The organism is Flavobacterium sp. PS2, from assembly GCF_046250155.1.
Classification (GTDB): domain Bacteria; phylum Bacteroidota; class Bacteroidia; order Flavobacteriales; family Flavobacteriaceae; genus Flavobacterium.
In genome coordinates this window covers 5,432,254-5,448,135 of the sequence record NZ_CP176426.1, presented here as the reverse complement: position 1 = coordinate 5,448,135, position 15,882 = coordinate 5,432,254, and the positions used below count along the sequence as shown (strand labels likewise).

Sequence of the window (15,882 nt, the reverse complement as noted above, 5' to 3'; positions counted from 1 at the left end):
AAATTAAAACTTTAAACTAAAACAAAATGGCAGAATTTATAAAAATATATCCCGATAAACCGAGTGAAGCTGCTATTGCAAAAGTAGTAAAGGTTTTAAAAAATGGTGGTTTGATTATTTATCCAACAGATACTGTTTACGGTTTAGGTTGTGATATTACCAATTCTCGTGCTTTAGAGAAAATTGCAAAAATAAAAGGAGTGAAGCTCGAAAAAGCAAATTTTTCTTTTATTTGCCACGATTTAAGTAACTTATCTGATTATGTACGACAAATAGATACATCGACCTTTAAAATATTAAAAAGAGCTCTACCAGGTCCTTATACTTTTATTTTACCTGGGAATAATAATTTACCCAAAGAGTTTAAGAAGAAAACAACTGTCGGAATTCGTGTACCAGACAATTCAATTGCTTTAGAAATTGTACGTCAGTTAGGAAATCCTATTGTTTCTACTTCTATTCGCGATGAGGATGATGTTATTGAATATACAACCGATCCTGAACTTATTTTTGAAAAATGGCAAAATGTAGTTGATATGGTTATCGATGGTGGTTACGGAGATAATGTTGGATCGACCATTATCGATTTATCCGAACATGAGCCAGTAATCGTTAGAGAAGGAAAAGGAAGTTTAGATATTTTGTAAAAATATATTGCTACGGCAAGGTATTTGAAGTTAATTGCTTATATTAGAGCTACATTAACAATGCATTATAAACATATATCACGATAATGTTATTCTTAATTGATATTTAATTGGTTATTAAAAAGATTAAGGATACATAAAAGCAGGTCAACCGACCTGCTTTTTCTGTTTTTATAAATAGTGTTTTTAAGGCATGGCTTATCAGTGAATTCACTTCATGTATTATCACTGTAAATTTTTTAGATATAAACCCTTCGACTCCGCTCAGGGAGACAAACTATGCCTTCGTCAGGCTGAGCATCCAAAACTACAAGAGAAGCTTAATTAAAGTAGAAAAATAGTAAGCATAAAAAAGCCAGTGAAAATTTTTTCACTGGCTTTAATTTATTCTAGAATCTTAATCCTAAAAAGGACAATTCTAATATGAAATCATCAGATTATTTACCTGATTGTTTTTTCATTTCTTTTTCAACCATATCATAGAATTGGTCAATTTTTGGCATAACAACGATACGAGTTCTTCTGTTACGAGCTTTATCTTCAGCTGTATCATTAGCAACTAATGGTACGTAAGAACTTCTACCAGCTGCAATTAATTTTGCTGGGTTAACACCAAGGTCGTTTGTTAATACACGAACGATAGATGTAGAACGTTTAACGCTTAAATCCCAGTTGTCTAACAAAATTCCGTTGCTTTTGTAAGGAACGTTATCAGTATGACCTTCAACCATACATTCAAAATCAGGTTTGTCATTAACTACTTTTGCAACTTTAGCTAAAACAGTTTTTGCTTTATCAGTTACATCATAGCTACCACTTTTAAATAATAATTTGTCAGCGATAGAAATAAATACAACTCCTTTTTCAACATTAATTTCGATATCTGGATCATTGATACCTACAGCTCCTTTTAAGCTAGTAACCAAGGCAAGAGTAACACTATCTTTCTTAGTTAAAGCATCTTGAAGTCTAGATATTTTTAAATCTTTTTCTTTTAAACTTTCTAAAGATTTTTCTAGATTTTCAGCTCCTTTAGAAGTAAGCATTGTTAAATCTTTTGAACTGTTTATCAAATTCTGATTGTGATCTTTCAAACTAGCAACTGTAGCAGTTAATCCAGCTTTTTCTTCTAAACAAGAATTTAATTTTACAGTACAAGAATTTAGTAAATCTTGTGTTTCTTTGTTTTTAGCTTCTAAATCAGCATATTTCTTTTTAGAAACACACGAAGATAGTACCATTAGTGCAGTTAGGGCAATGAATATTTTTCTCATAAAAAATAAAATTTAATTAGACTTTCAATTACAAAGTTAAGGGTTATTAATTTGATTACTGTTAAAGATATCTTTAAAAACACGGTTTTTCGTTACATAGTACAAGAAAACGACACTTTTAATCATATAGTATTTTCGTGTTTGAAAATTACTTCTTTTTTTATAATATTCCGAAAAAAGACTATAAAAAGAGAAATGAGCTTTTATAATTGCCCAAGTGTGTTTGAACTTTCCTTGCACAAAAAACTGTATTCCAGCGATACCATCGAGTACTAGTCTTGCAAAAATAATGCCGTAAAACCCTTGCTTAGGCAAGTTTTTGGTAAGCATTAGCAAGGAGTTTCTAAAATTAAGAAAGGTCTTTCTAGGGTTGCCTTGTTGTAATGTTGCTCCACCAACATGATATACAACAGATTGCGAATTATATTTAATTGTATGACCTAGATTAATTGCACGCCAACACAAATCTATTTCTTCTTGATGGGCAAAAAAACCTTCGTCAAAACCGTTTAATTCTTTATAAACAATGCTCCTTATAAAGAAACAAGCACCCGAAGCCCAAAATAATTCACAATTATCATCATACTGATTATTGTCTTTTTCGATAGTATCAAAAATACGACCACGACAAAACGGATATCCATATTTATCAATAAAACCTCCGGCAGCACCCGCATATTCAAAGAAAGCTTTATTTTTAAAATCTAATATTTTGGGTTGGATAATAGCTGTCTTTGGTTCTTTTACGAAAGTATCCAGAATTGATTGTAACCAGTTTTCGGTAACTTCAATATCCGAATTTATCAAAGCATAAATTTCGGCATCGATATGTTGCAATGCATCATTGTATCCTTGTGCAAACCCATGATTACCTGTGTTTACAACGATTTTTACAGTAGGAAAATGCTCTTTTACGTAAGTTATAGAAGTATCTGTCGAAGCATTATCGGCTACATATATAGTAGCTTCAGGCGAAAATTGCATTACCGATGGTAAAAACTGTTCTAATAATTTTACTCCATTCCAATTTAATATAACAACTGCTATTTTATCCAAGTGTATAGTATTTTATTTACGTTAGAGAATTATAATTCGGTAACTCCCTTAAAAATTCATATTTTTCATTCTCAAAATCCATTTGACAGAAATAATGACTCAATCCATTGGTAACTGTCAGAAATTGCGCATTCATGGTCATATTATATCTAGCAATCTGATCAAAGGTAGCTTGCGAAATTTTTACTTCCGGTGCTTTACATTCTACCAATATATATATAGTACCATCAGGATTATAAACTACAATGTCGTAACGTTTACGCAACCCATTGACCTTTAAAACTTTTTCTACATTTATCAATGATTTAGGGTATTTTTTCTCCACCATTAAAAACTGAACAACATGTTGGCGAACCCATTCCTCTGGAGTGAGAATGATAAATTTTTTCCTGATTTCATCAAAAATAGACACTTTATTTTCGCTATTTTTGAACCGAAATATATAAGAGGGAAAATTTAGTTTTTGCATGAAGCAAAAATATAAAATAGTTTTAGGTTTCTCCCGAAGTCTCGGGATAAAGTTTCAAGATATTGAAACAACAGCCTTAAACATTTAACTTGAAACAATAAAGAAATGGATGAAGTTATAAAAATTGTTAATGATATAAAAGCTGGGAATATCATGCCTATCTATTTCCTTATGGGAGAAGAGCCTTATTACATTGACAAATTAGCCGAATATATAGAAAAAAACGTTTTATCTGAAGAAGAAAAAGGCTTTAACCAAACGGTTTTATATGGTCGCGATGTAACTGTAGACGATGTTGTTTCGGCCGCCAAACGTTATCCTATGATGGCTGACCGCCAGGTTATTATTGTAAAAGAAGCTCAGGATTTATCCAGAACAATCGATAAACTCGAAGCTTATGCAGGAAACCCAATGACTACAACAGTTTTGGTTTTTTGTTACAAATACAAAACGTTGGATAAACGTAAAAAAGTAACCAAATTATTAGGGCAAAAAGGACTTGTTTACGAAAGTAAAAAATTATACGAAAACCAAGTAGGGGATTGGATTAAAAGAGTTTTATCAGGCAAAAATTATACGATAGAACCAAAAGCCAATGCGATGCTGGTTGAGTTTCTTGGAACCGATTTAAGCAAAATCAATAATGAGCTGGAGAAACTACAGATAATTTTACCAAAAGGTACGACCATTACACCAACACATATAGAGGAAAATATTGGTTTTAGTAAAGATTATAATGTATTCGAACTACGTAAAGCAATCGGAGAACGAAATCAAGTAAAAGCATACAAAATTGCAGAGAATTTTGCTCATAACCCCAAAGATTATCCGCTAGTTATGACAACAGGATTAATTTTTGGTTTCTTTATTCAGTTATTAAAATATCATGGATTAAAGGATAAAAATCCAAAAAATGTAGCGGCTGCAATTGGTGTAAATCCTTATTTCTTAAAAGAGTATGATTTAGCAATAAAAAATTTCCCAATGAAAAAAGTGAGTCAGGTAGTTTCGGCATTACGAGACATTGATTTAAAAAGTAAAGGAGTGGGAGCCAATGCATTACCGCAATCTGATTTATTAAAAGAAATGCTGTACAAAATATTTAATTAAGCCACTAAAATTACCGATATTTGTAAGCTGATATAAAAATAAAAAACCGCAAATTATGGGGATGAATAAAAACACAATCTTAGGATGGGCAACTTTTATAATGGTGATCATGGGATTTCTCTTAATAGGACTTGGCATTTTTAGATACAGAGATGTTTCAGGTTGGGGATTTGCTGCGACTGGAGTTGGTTTTTTAGCCAATGCATGGGTTTTCAACGCTTTAAAAGGAAGAGTTTAAACAAGAATAAATAATAAAATTTAAAATAAATAGGCATGTCAGACGATAAGAAAGTAATTTTCTCGATGTCAAAATTGAGTAAAACCTACTCAAGTAGCGACAAACAAGTATTAAAAAATATTTATTTGAGCTTTTTTTACGGAGCTAAAATTGGTATTCTAGGTTTAAATGGTTCTGGTAAATCTTCACTTTTGAAGATTATTGCTGGAGTTGACAAAAATTACCAAGGTGATGTAGTTTTTGCTCCAGGATATACAGTTGGTTATTTAGAACAAGAACCACAATTAGACGATGAAAAAACAGTTATCGAAATTGTACGTGAAGGAGTTGCCGAAACTATGGCAGTTTTGGAAGAGTACAATAAAATCAACGACTTATTTGGTCTTCCAGAAAACTACGAAGATCCAGATAAAATGGATAAGTTGATGGATCGTCAAGCTGCTTTACAAGATAAAATAGATGCATTAGGAGCTTGGGAAATCGATACCAAACTAGAAATTGCAATGGATGCATTACGTACTCCAGACGGAGATACGCCAATTAAAAATCTTTCAGGAGGAGAGCGTCGTCGTGTTGCATTATGTCGTTTGTTGTTACAACAGCCTGATGTATTGTTACTTGATGAGCCTACCAACCACTTAGATGCTGAGTCTGTTCTTTGGTTAGAGCAACATTTAGCACAATATGCAGGAACTGTAATTGCTGTAACGCACGATAGATATTTCCTTGATAATGTTGCAGGTTGGATTTTAGAGTTAGATAGAGGAGAAGGTATTCCTTGGAAAGGAAATTATTCTTCTTGGTTAGATCAAAAATCTAGTAGAATGGCACTTGAAGAAAAAGTAGCTTCAAAACGTCGTAAAAACTTAGAGCGTGAGCTTGACTGGGTTCGTCAAGGAGCCAAAGGTCGTCAGACAAAACAAAAAGCACGTTTACAGAATTACGATAAATTGTTAAACGAAGATCAAAAACAACTAGATGAAAATCTAGAAATCTATATCCCGAACGGTCCACGTTTAGGAACAAATGTTATCGAAGCTAAAAATGTAGCTAAAGCTTTTGGAGATAAATTATTGTATGATAATTTAAACTTTACTTTACCACAAGCTGGAATTGTTGGAATTATCGGGCCAAACGGTGCTGGTAAATCGACTATTTTCAGAATGATTATGGGAGAGCAAGAGCCAGATAGCGGTGAATTTTCTATCGGTGAAACTGTAAAAATTGCTTATGTAGATCAAGCGCACTCTAATATTGATCCTAATAAATCTATCTGGGAAAATTTCTGCGATGGTCAGGAATTAATCATGATGGGCGGACGTCAAGTAAACTCTCGTGCTTACTTAAGCCGTTTCAATTTTGGAGGAAGTGATCAAAACAAAAAAGTTTCAACATTATCCGGTGGTGAGCGTAACCGTTTGCACCTTGCAATGACATTAAAAGAAGAAGGAAACGTACTTTTATTAGATGAACCTACCAATGATTTAGATATAAATACACTTCGTGCACTTGAAGAAGGTTTGGAGAATTTTGCTGGTTGTGCCGTAGTTATCTCTCACGACAGATGGTTCTTAGACAGAATTTGTACACACATCTTAGCTTTTGAAGGAAACTCAGAAGTTTACTATTTCGAAGGAGGATTCTCAGAATACGAAGAAAACAAAAAGAAACGTTTAGGTGGAGATTTAACTCCAAAACGTCTGAAATACAGAAAATTAATAAGAAGCTAATATTATTATCAATCACAAAAAGGCCTCAAATTAAATTATTTGAGGCTTTTTTTATATAGTAAACTTTGATGTTTTTTAGGAGCTAATTCCTGCTGTCTGCTGTATCTTTTTATTTTTAAAGAAAAAATAAAAAGGATGCCGCGACCATCAGGGCTAGAGATTTAGTTTTCAGTTTCAAGTTTCAGTTTCAAGTTTCAGTTTCAAGTTTCAGTCACAATTCTCAGATTATAATTCTCAGATTATAATTTCTCCTTCATTCAAAATTATAAAACTGTGGCGAATCTAATTTTAGCGCAAAATAAAATCTCCCAAATCTGCTAAATCTGCGTGAGTAAAAAAATGAATTTTCAGAATTTCTCCTTGATTTGAAAAAGACAAGATTAGATTAAACTAAAATTTGCTCAAATCTGTAAAATCTGCGTAAAAAAATAGGTCTTACAAAAACTTAGCTTTTAATTCAGGAGTAGTAATCATGCAGCTTTCTTTTTTTCCATACCACTTGTATCTGTTCTTAGCAATATAATTATATAGAGGGTCTCTCAAAAAAACAGGAATTATTTTAAAAACAGAAAACCAACTCCATAAAACTCCAAGATTTTCGGCTATGGCAATCGCTGCTCCCGATTTGTAATAATAAGCAACTCCAGGTTCATAAAATATAATACTATCAACTTTGGTAATATCAACTCCTATATGTTTACAAATTTCTTTTCCTATTTCAGACTGCAAAGCGGCAAAACGAAAAACATCTTTTTTATCATGCTTAATAATAAACTGCACCGCCGAATCGCATAAATTACAAACTCCATCAAAGAGAATTATTTTTTTGTTCTCAGCATTCTTTGCGAGGAACGAAGTAATGTCATCTTGTGGATTCATTTTTTTGTTTGTTAAAATTTTAAAAAGCTTTGGTAAAGTAAAAAATCAATGATGAAAGGAACTTTAGTATTTACACAAAATAACCCCAAACTTGTCATTTCTGTAAAGGTTACTTATTTCGGTAACGGATTAATCATTTCGATTGGTTTTTTTCCGTCAATTCCTTGATGTGGTCTTTCATGATTATAATAATATAAATATTGTAATAATTCTTCTTTTAATTCTTCTTGTGTATCGAAATCTGTATCTCTTAATAAATCATCTTCTAGAGTCCTCCAGAAACGTTCTACTTTACCATTGGTTTGCGGTCTGTATGGTTTTGTATATCTGTGGATAATTCCTAATTCCATTAGCATTCTCTCAAAAGGATGATTACTTTTTACTTTACTTGTTTTAGGGCCAAATTCAGCTCCGTTATCAGATAATATCTCTTCAAATTTTATTTCATAATGATCACTTAGAATGTTTAAGCATTTTAATGCAGCAAACATAACAGTTAAACTGGTGATATCAGAAACTAATTCAGCCCAGGCAATTCGGCTGTAATCATCAATTACACAGACTAAATAAAGCTTTTTGCTTTCTCCTTTAATGACACTTTTACTTAAATAATGGCAATCAATATGACCAAGTTGTCCCATTCTTTCCTTGATTATTTTTTGATGATTCTTTTTAATCTTCGGAGTTAATCTATTTATTTTATTTCGTTTTAAGATGTTATAAACTCCTGAATAGGAAGGTGTATGCTTTCCTAATTTGGGTTTTAAGATACTAACAATTTCATATTTATTGTTTCCTTTTTCTCTTAATTCAATTACTTTTTGTTCAATAAAAGGTAAAGGACGTCTGGTTTTGTAACGTGGCCCTCGCTTTTGGGGTAGTAAATCTATAGATTTCCCACTTTGTTTATAGCGATTATAATACTTTAAAAAAATCTTTCGACAAGTGTCATTTGCCGTATAAAAATCCATTGCTTTTTTATGCAAAGGATGAGTTTTGTTTTTTACCTGTTCATATTCTTTTATTAAAAAACGATACTTTTCTAAATAGTTTCGCTCTAAAGTGGAATCTTGACTATTATTTCTCATCGTAACAAAATTTATTAAAGTTAAATTTTGTTACCGAAATATCTAACATTTACAATTTCGACGAAGGAGAAATCTTAGTGAGAAGCTCGACAAAGATTGAACTTTCGTTACGGAGTTACTTGTGAAGATTTCTCCTTCGAAATGACAAAAATGCACAGACCTACATTAAACTTTAGCTTTTATCAAAGTTCCTTACATCCTTAGTTCAAAACTTTGACAAAGCTATTTTATGTAGTTTATTTCGTTAAAAATATTCCTTTTTATTACTATTGGTTTATTCTATCGATGTTGATTATTGTATAAATTTATTAAATCAAAAACAGCTTTCATAAATAACTTTTAAGTGGTTTTTTAAAATCTTCCAACTCATTAAGTGTCTTCCTGAAGATGATTGTTTAAATCGCTTTATTTTGGTTTTTGATGAAATTTTAGCTTTTTAGTACTGAAAACTGCGACAGAAAACTAAAAACTATTTTTTAGCTGCTTCTACAAATTCCAATTCATCCAAATTTACTTTCGAAGTAAAAATGCCATAATTTACTGTAGCTTTATTTTTTTCGATAGAGTCAATACTTCCTACAGACCTTCCGTCAATCATACGCACTCGATCACCAACTTTTAAAGTTACTTTAGGTTTTTCGACAACTGCTTTTAATTTCTTTTCTTTTTTCTCTTTTCGAATTTCTTCAACCTGAACAGTTACTTCGGCAATAACTTCTTTTTTCTTTTCAACTATTGCTTTTGCTTCTTTCGGAGTCGCTTTTTTACGTTTGGAATTTTCAATTTCGATAATCTTCAAAAATTCTCCTATCAGTTCTTTTTTATTTTTATTATTGAAATACTTCTCAGAGATGTCTTCAATTTTTTGTCCAATATAAATCGTCTTCTGGTTACTATCATATAATTCCTGATAGCTTTCTAGTTTTTGTTTTATCTTGACATTTATATTTTCCATTTTGTTACTCTCGGCACGCGCTCTAGTTTCTTCTTCTTTTAAGTTCAAAGAAGTTTTTTCTAATTTCGAGCGTTCTTTCTGAAGTGTTGCAATGGTTTTGTCAAAACGAACTTTTCCAATTTCGATTTTCTTTTTCGCACGATTAATCAAACCATACGGAATTCCATTTTTCAAAGCAACCTCAAATGTAAACGAACTTCCAGCTTGACCAAGAACCAATTTGTACATTGGCTCTAATGATTGTTCATCAAAAAGCATATTGGCATTTGTTGCAAAAGGCAATTCGTTTGCCAAAATCTTAAGATTAGAATAATGCGTCGTGATAATTCCGAAAGCTTCCCGATGGTAAAATTCTTCTAAGAAAATTTCAGCCAAAGCTCCACCTAATTCAGGATCAGAACCAGTTCCAAATTCATCAATCAAAAACATGGTTTTCTTGTTGCATTTCTTCAAGAAATAATTCATGTTTTTTAATCTATAGCTATATGTGCTTAAATGATTTTCAATAGATTGATTATCACCAATATCAGTTAAGATTCTGTCAAACAAGAAAGTTTCACTACGCTCGTGCACAGGAATCAACATTCCTGATTGTAGCATTAATTGTAGTAATCCTACGGTTTTCAGCGAGATTGTTTTACCTCCGGCATTTGGTCCAGAGATTACAATAATTCTGTTATCTTGCTTTAATTCAATAGTTTGTGGATGTGTAATTTCATTCTTTTGTTTGTTATTCAAATACAAAATAGGATGAAAAGCATCTCTAAAATACAAACGACGTTCCTCTGTAATTGTTGGCAAAATACCATTTATCTTATTAGCATATTTTGCTTTGGCAGCAACAACATCTATATCACTTAAAAAAGCCTGATAATCAACAAGCAAAGATAAATACGGACGAATAGCATTTGATAATTGTTTTAAAATACGAGTAATTTCTTCTTTTTCCTCATATTCTAAATTGCTAAGTTCTCTAGAGTATTTAAGAGTAGTTTCTGGTTCTATATAAGCAATACTTCCGGTTTTAGAACTTCCTAAAATAGAACCTTTTACCTTACGACGATACATTGCCAAAACTGCAAGAACACGACGGTTTTGCACAAAACTTTCTTTAATATCGTCCAGATAACCTAAACTATTGTATTGTGTTAAAGCTACACCAAAACTTTGGTTTACTTTACCACGAACCAAATTCATATCACGTCGAATGTTAGCTAATTCTGGAGAAGCATTATCTTTAATTTCTCCATACTTATCTACAACAACATCTATTTGCGAAATAATTTCTTTTGTGAATTCTACTTGCGAAGCTCTCGCATTTAGATTTGGATAATAATCATCAAATTTTTTAAAGTAATTCAATAAGAAATTAACTGTAGATGATAGGGTTGCAATTTTTCTAAAACTTCCAACTTCCAGAAAACTATCTTCGATTGCCAGAAATTTAATTTCGTAAGTAATCGCATCAAAACCATGATTTGGAATTGCATTGTTATTTTGGAAAGACGAAATATACTCCGATGTTTGCATCAATGCTTGCATCAAAGTTTCTTTGTCTCTAAAAGGTCTTATTTCTAAAGCTTTTTGTTTGCCTATATCAGTATTACAAATGTCCGAAATAGTTTCGAGCACTGTAGGGAATTGTAAATCTTGTAATGTTTTATCAGTAATAGATATCATATTATATCGTAAGTTGTAAAGCTTCAAAGTTACAAAGTTTTGAAACTAAATAGTAGTATTAATTGGTTCTTTGCAAAAAACTTTGCGTAATTTGTAGTAAAATTTATTGAAATGAAAATTAACCTCAATCCAGATTGGCAAGCAGTATTATCAGATGAAATAGGAAAACCTTATTTTAATGATTTGCTATTATCTCTTGAAGATGAGTATAAAAACCAAGTTTGTTATCCTCCAACTGATTTAATTTTTTCGGCATTTAATCATTGTTCATTTCAAGATGTAAAAGTAGTTATCATTGGGCAAGATCCTTATCATGGAGTAGGAGAAGCTAATGGTTTAAGTTTTTCGGTAAATGATAATGTAAAAATCCCTCCTTCTCTCCGTAATATTTTCAGAGAATTAAATACAGATTTCGATTCGGTTTTTATGCCGACTTCGGGTAATTTAGAATCTTGGGCAAAACAAGGTGTTTTACTTTTAAATGCTTCATTAACTGTTCGAAAAGACACACCTAATAGCCATAAACATTTAAAATGGAATTTATTTACCGATGCAGTAATCAAGGCAATATCTGATCAAAAAGAAGATGTTGTATTTTTATTGTGGGGTGCTTTTGCTCAAAAGAAAGGTCTTAAAATAGACCGTACCAAACATTTGATTCTAGAATCTGGTCATCCATCGCCTATGAGTGCCAATCAGGGAAAATGGTTTGGAAACAAGCATTTTACTAAAACAAATGATTTTTTAAAATCGAAGAAAATCGAAGAAATTAAATGGCTCTAATTGATACCGCTTCAAGATAAAAAAAAGTAAACACGAATTTATCTAATTCCCACTAATTATAATAATTAACTTAGTTTGTGACTCGAGACTGAAAGTCGAACAGACGAAGTAAATTCGTGTTCAGTTTTTTTTAAATATCTGTATATACGATAGCTCTAATTTGCTGGTTTCTTTTCTATAGATTCTAAAACAGCTTTCCCTGGATAATTAATTACTTTAAGTATTACTTCTTGATTTTTCAAGGTTTTACCTTCTATAACGTATAATTTACCTTTTTTATATTCTACATTACTTTTATCAAAATCAACATCACCAAATTGTAATGTGTTTTTTATATCCAAAGTGTCAATCCATTTTTCTGTCAAAATTTTAGAAGCTTCTTCAGAATAATGAAATGGTTTGTTTCTTAAATCATTTAAAACTCTTGCATTAGGAAAATAATTACAACGTGTATCTTTTCCACTAAATACAAGGGCTACAAAGAAACATCCCATAACTAATCCAACTAAATAATATGCAAAACGATGTACAAACTTCATGAATTCTATTTTTGGCAAAGGTACGCTAAAGTTGCCTTAAAATACAAGTAAATTAATGTCATTATCAGGTAAATCAAACCATTCGCCTATAGCTTTATTGGTTAAGATTCCGTGATACATATAAATTCCGTTTTTTAATCCTTTATTGCATCTTATAGCGCTTTCAAGTCCGCCATCTTCTGCAATTTGTAATAAATAAGGCGTAATTATGTTACTTATTGAAAGTGAGGCAGTTTTAGAATATCGAGATGGGATATTTGGAACGCAATAATGCAAAACATTACTTTTAATAAAAGTTGGTTTTTCATGTGTAGTTACTTCCGAGGTTTCAAAACAACCTCCTGTGTCAATACTTACATCTACAATTACAGCACCTTTTTTCATGTGCTCTACCATAGTTTCAGTTACTATAATCGGACAACGTTCTTTACCACGCATAGCACCAATAGCCACATCACAACGTCTTAACGCTTTTAATAACGCTTTTGGTTGTATTGTTGAAGTAAATACACGCTGATTAAGATTGTTTTGTAAGCGACGTAATTTGGTAATCGAATTATCAAAAACTTTTACAGTTGCTCCTAGGCCAATTGCTGTTTTAGCAGCAAATTCACCAACAGTTCCTGCGCCTAAAATTACAACATCGGTAGGAGGGACTCCTGTAATATTACCAAATAGTAATCCTTTTCCAAACTCATTTGTAATCATTAATTCGGCAGCAATAAGTATTGATGCTGTTCCTGCAATTTCGCTTAATGATTTTACAGCTGGATAAGTTCCGTCTTCATCTTTTATATACTCAAATGCTAATGCGGTAATTCTTTTTTGAGCCAAAGCTTCAAAATAGGTCTTTTTCCTAGTTTTTAGTTGAATCGCAGATATTAAAATTGTTTCTGGATTCATTAATTTAATCTCTGCAACTGTTGGTGGTTCAACTTTTAACAACATAGGGCAACCAAAAACTCGTTTGGTATCCTTTGTAACTTCTGCACCAGCATCACTATATTCTTTGTCGGTATAACTAGAACTTTCTCCTGCGCCAGATTCTATCATAACCCTGTGACCCTGATAGGTAAGTGAGTTTACGGCATCTGGTGTTAAGCAAATACGACGTTCCTGATAACTTGTTTCTTTAGGAATTCCAATGAAAAGTTCTCTTTTGTATCTGCCAATTTCAAGTTTTTCTTCTTGAGGCAACAAATCTTGTTTCGTAAATGGAGTTATCGTTATTGACATTGTTTATGCAAAATTAAGAGTACAAATTACGTAAAATCTTTTTAATAAAACAGTATTCTCTAGGCTAATACACATTCTTCAATGAAGTATAATTTTTGTATTAGCCTAAGGAATTAAACTAGTTTTAATAAACGTTTTCCGTCTGGTAACAATTCTATTGTTACAATCGAATGTTGTTCTGGGATCAAATTTGGAATTTTTTCTGACCATTCAATAAAACACCAATTTCCAGAATATAAATAATCATCAACTCCCATGTCTAGAGCTTCGGTTTCATGATTTAATCTATAAAAATCAAAATGATAAACAGTTTGATTGTCATTAGTTTGATATTCATTAACCAAAGAAAAAGTTGGGCTACTTGTGGCATCTTCAATTCCTAAACTTTTACACAATTGCTTAATAAGTGTAGTTTTTCCCGCACCCATTTCGCCATTAAAAAGGAGAATTTTATTAGGGTTTTGTGCTAAGATTTGCTTTGCAACTTCCTGAATTTGGTCTAACGAAAAAGTAACTTCCATTTTTTATTTATATTTTTTTTAAGCTAATTTTTTTTACTTCCGATGTAAACTGAAACTAAATTTTTCTTCTTTTACTTTGGATTAAATATCAAGAACGGGATTATCATTTCTTCTAATGAAATTCCTCCGTGCTGATAGGTGTTTTTATAATAACTCACATAATGATTGTAATTATTTACGTAAGCCAAAAACAAATCATTTTTTGCAAAAATAAACGAACTGCTCATATTTATTGCAGGTAAACCTATTTTTTTAGGTTCTTTTACAACATACACATCCTTATGCTCATAGGTTAAACTTCGTCCTGTTTTGTATCGTAAATTTAAGCTTGTGTTTTTATCTCCTACAACTTTCGATGGATTTTTTACATTGATAGTTCCGTGATCTGTAGTTAGAATTAATTTAAATCCTAAGTTCTGAGCTTGCTGTATAATCTCTAACAAAGGAGAATTTTTGAACCAGCTTAATGTCAGTGATCGGTATGCTTTATCATCCGAAGCTAATTCTTTTACAACATCTAGCTCTGTTTTGGCATGCGATAACATATCTACAAAGTTGTAAACGACTGTTACAAGATCATTATTCTTAAGTGCTTTAAAATTTTCAGCTAGTTTTTTTCCGCTTGCAAGGTTGGTAATTTTAAAATAGTCTTCTTTTATATTTAATCCCAATCGTTTTAATTGCGCACTTAAAAACTCTGCTTCGTATAGATTTTTTCCTCCGTCTTCTACGTCATTTTTCCAATATTCAGGAAATTGTTTTTCCATTTCTATTGGTAATAAACCTGAGAATATTGCATTTCGGGCATATTGTGTTGCCGTAGGAAGTATCGAGAAATAAGGAACTTCTTTTTCTAATTTATAATAATTTCCTACTACAGTTTCAAATGATTTCCATTGATCGTAACGTAAATTATCAATTACAACAAACAAAATTGGTTTGTCTTTCTTTTTAATTTCCGGAACTACTAATTCTTTAAATAAAGTATGTGATTGAATTGGTTTATCTGCTTTTGGTGCAAACCAATCTTCGTAATTACGCTCTATGTATTTTCCAAATTGAGAATTTGCTTCAACTTTTTGAGATTCCAAAATTTGAATCATTCCCTGGTCATTGATATTCTCCAATTCTAGTTCCCAAAAAACTAATTTTTTGTACAATTCAATCCAATCTTCATAAGAATTAACCATTGCCATTTCCATAGCAATTTTCCTGAATTCTTTTTGATAATCTAGTGTTGTTTTTTCAGAAATTAATCTTGAGTGATCGAGATTTTTCTTTAAGCTCAACAAGATTTGATTAGGGTTTACAGGTTTTATCAAATAGTCGGCTATTTTAGATCCAATAGCTTCTTCCATGATATATTCCTCTTCACTTTTGGTAATCATAATCATCGGAATAGTAGATTTTTTCTCTTTCATTTCCGAAAGCGTTTCTAATCCGCTCATTCCAGGCATATTTTCGTCAAGAAAAACAATATCAAAATTTTCATCTTCAAAAATCGCAATTGCATCAAGTCCATTATTACATGTCGTTACTGCATAGTTTTTTTTCTCCAAAAATAATATGTGTGGCTTTAATAAGTCGATTTCATCATCAACCCAAAGTATTTTTATCTTATCCATAATTATATAGCTTGTTCAAAATTGTTAAATCTAAGTGGCAATTTACTTCTTT

At 31.5% G+C, this 15,882-nt stretch carries 15 protein-coding genes; 5 read left to right on the top strand and 10 right to left on the bottom strand.

All coding sequences use genetic code 11. From position 1 onward, the window contains the following. Nucleotides 1-26: 26 nt before the first annotated feature. Nucleotides 27-647, top strand: a complete 621-nt coding sequence (locus tag ACJ6WR_RS23305; RefSeq protein ID WP_039111956.1) for an L-threonylcarbamoyladenylate synthase — start codon at nucleotides 27-29, stop codon at nucleotides 645-647. A gap of 437 nt (nucleotides 648-1,084) precedes the next feature. Here the strand turns inward: ACJ6WR_RS23305 and ACJ6WR_RS23300 are convergent, their stop codons facing one another. The 3 genes from ACJ6WR_RS23300 to ACJ6WR_RS23290 are packed head-to-tail and all read right to left on the bottom strand — an operon-like array spanning nucleotide 1,085 to nucleotide 3,446. Beyond that, nucleotides 1,085-1,921 carry an OmpA family protein gene (locus tag ACJ6WR_RS23300; protein WP_039111957.1) on the bottom strand — a complete coding sequence of 279 codons (837 nt, stop codon included), beginning with the start codon at nucleotides 1,919-1,921 and terminating at the stop codon, nucleotides 1,085-1,087. Nucleotides 1,922-1,957: 36 nt separating this feature from the next. Further along, nucleotides 1,958-2,977, bottom strand: coding sequence for a glycosyltransferase family 2 protein (locus ACJ6WR_RS23295; protein WP_409416669.1), 1,020 nt, complete (start codon nucleotides 2,975-2,977; stop codon nucleotides 1,958-1,960). Between the two features lie 16 nt (nucleotides 2,978-2,993). After that, nucleotides 2,994-3,446: a type I restriction enzyme HsdR N-terminal domain-containing protein gene (locus ACJ6WR_RS23290; RefSeq protein ID WP_039111959.1), complete on the bottom strand. Its 453-nt coding sequence runs from the start codon at nucleotides 3,444-3,446 to the stop codon at nucleotides 2,994-2,996. Nucleotides 3,447-3,551: 105 nt separating this feature from the next. On the opposite strand from ACJ6WR_RS23290, the gene holA reads away from it, so the two are divergent. Genes holA through ettA form a run of 3 tightly spaced genes read left to right on the top strand, consistent with a single transcriptional unit; the run spans nucleotide 3,552 to nucleotide 6,524 of the window. Then, a complete protein-coding gene (gene holA, locus ACJ6WR_RS23285) occupies nucleotides 3,552-4,556 on the top strand; it encodes a DNA polymerase III subunit delta (RefSeq protein ID WP_039111960.1) in 1,005 nt (334 codons plus the stop codon). Between the two features lie 55 nt (nucleotides 4,557-4,611). Further along, nucleotides 4,612-4,794: a CAL67264 family membrane protein gene (locus tag ACJ6WR_RS23280; protein WP_035624132.1), complete on the top strand. Its 183-nt coding sequence runs from the start codon at nucleotides 4,612-4,614 to the stop codon at nucleotides 4,792-4,794. A gap of 35 nt (nucleotides 4,795-4,829) precedes the next feature. After that, nucleotides 4,830-6,524, top strand: a complete 1,695-nt coding sequence (gene ettA / locus ACJ6WR_RS23275; RefSeq protein ID WP_039111986.1) for an energy-dependent translational throttle protein EttA — start codon at nucleotides 4,830-4,832, stop codon at nucleotides 6,522-6,524. 435 nt (nucleotides 6,525-6,959) lie between these two features. Here the strand turns inward: ettA and ACJ6WR_RS23270 are convergent, their stop codons facing one another. The 3 genes from ACJ6WR_RS23270 to ACJ6WR_RS23260 all read right to left on the bottom strand — a co-directional run bounded on the left by ACJ6WR_RS23270 (nucleotide 6,960) and on the right by ACJ6WR_RS23260 (nucleotide 11,126). Then, nucleotides 6,960-7,403 carry a thiol-disulfide oxidoreductase DCC family protein gene (locus tag ACJ6WR_RS23270; RefSeq protein ID WP_409416668.1) on the bottom strand — a complete coding sequence of 148 codons (444 nt, stop codon included), beginning with the start codon at nucleotides 7,401-7,403 and terminating at the stop codon, nucleotides 6,960-6,962. A gap of 113 nt (nucleotides 7,404-7,516) precedes the next feature. Continuing rightward, the gene (locus ACJ6WR_RS23265) at nucleotides 7,517-8,491 is read right to left on the bottom strand and encodes an integrase core domain-containing protein (protein WP_409416667.1); all 975 of its coding nucleotides are present in this window, start codon (nucleotides 8,489-8,491) and stop codon (nucleotides 7,517-7,519) included. Between the two features lie 469 nt (nucleotides 8,492-8,960). Beyond that, the gene (locus ACJ6WR_RS23260) at nucleotides 8,961-11,126 is read right to left on the bottom strand and encodes an endonuclease MutS2 (protein WP_039111988.1); all 2,166 of its coding nucleotides are present in this window, start codon (nucleotides 11,124-11,126) and stop codon (nucleotides 8,961-8,963) included. 111 nt (nucleotides 11,127-11,237) lie between these two features. Between ACJ6WR_RS23260 and ACJ6WR_RS23255 the strand changes: the two genes are divergently transcribed. Then, complete coding sequence (locus ACJ6WR_RS23255; RefSeq protein ID WP_409416666.1) at nucleotides 11,238-11,909, top strand: uracil-DNA glycosylase; 672 nt, start codon at nucleotides 11,238-11,240, stop codon at nucleotides 11,907-11,909. A gap of 155 nt (nucleotides 11,910-12,064) precedes the next feature. Here ACJ6WR_RS23255 and ACJ6WR_RS23250 read toward each other — a convergent pair whose 3' ends face one another. The 4 genes from ACJ6WR_RS23250 to ACJ6WR_RS23235 form a co-directional block, all read right to left on the bottom strand. Further along, a complete protein-coding gene (locus ACJ6WR_RS23250) occupies nucleotides 12,065-12,448 on the bottom strand; it encodes a DUF4258 domain-containing protein (RefSeq protein WP_039119188.1) in 384 nt (127 codons plus the stop codon). A 36-nt stretch (nucleotides 12,449-12,484) separates the two neighbouring features. Then, the gene (locus tag ACJ6WR_RS23245) at nucleotides 12,485-13,684 is read right to left on the bottom strand and encodes an alanine dehydrogenase (RefSeq protein WP_039111991.1); all 1,200 of its coding nucleotides are present in this window, start codon (nucleotides 13,682-13,684) and stop codon (nucleotides 12,485-12,487) included. Nucleotides 13,685-13,797: 113 nt separating this feature from the next. Beyond that, a complete protein-coding gene (tsaE, locus tag ACJ6WR_RS23240; RefSeq protein WP_323491428.1) occupies nucleotides 13,798-14,205 on the bottom strand; it encodes a tRNA (adenosine(37)-N6)-threonylcarbamoyltransferase complex ATPase subunit type 1 TsaE in 408 nt (135 codons plus the stop codon). 71 nt (nucleotides 14,206-14,276) lie between these two features. Next, entirely contained in the window at nucleotides 14,277-15,830 is a 1,554-nt protein-coding gene (locus tag ACJ6WR_RS23235; RefSeq protein ID WP_039111993.1) for a bifunctional response regulator/alkaline phosphatase family protein, read from the bottom strand. Nucleotides 15,831-15,882 lie beyond the last annotated feature (52 nt).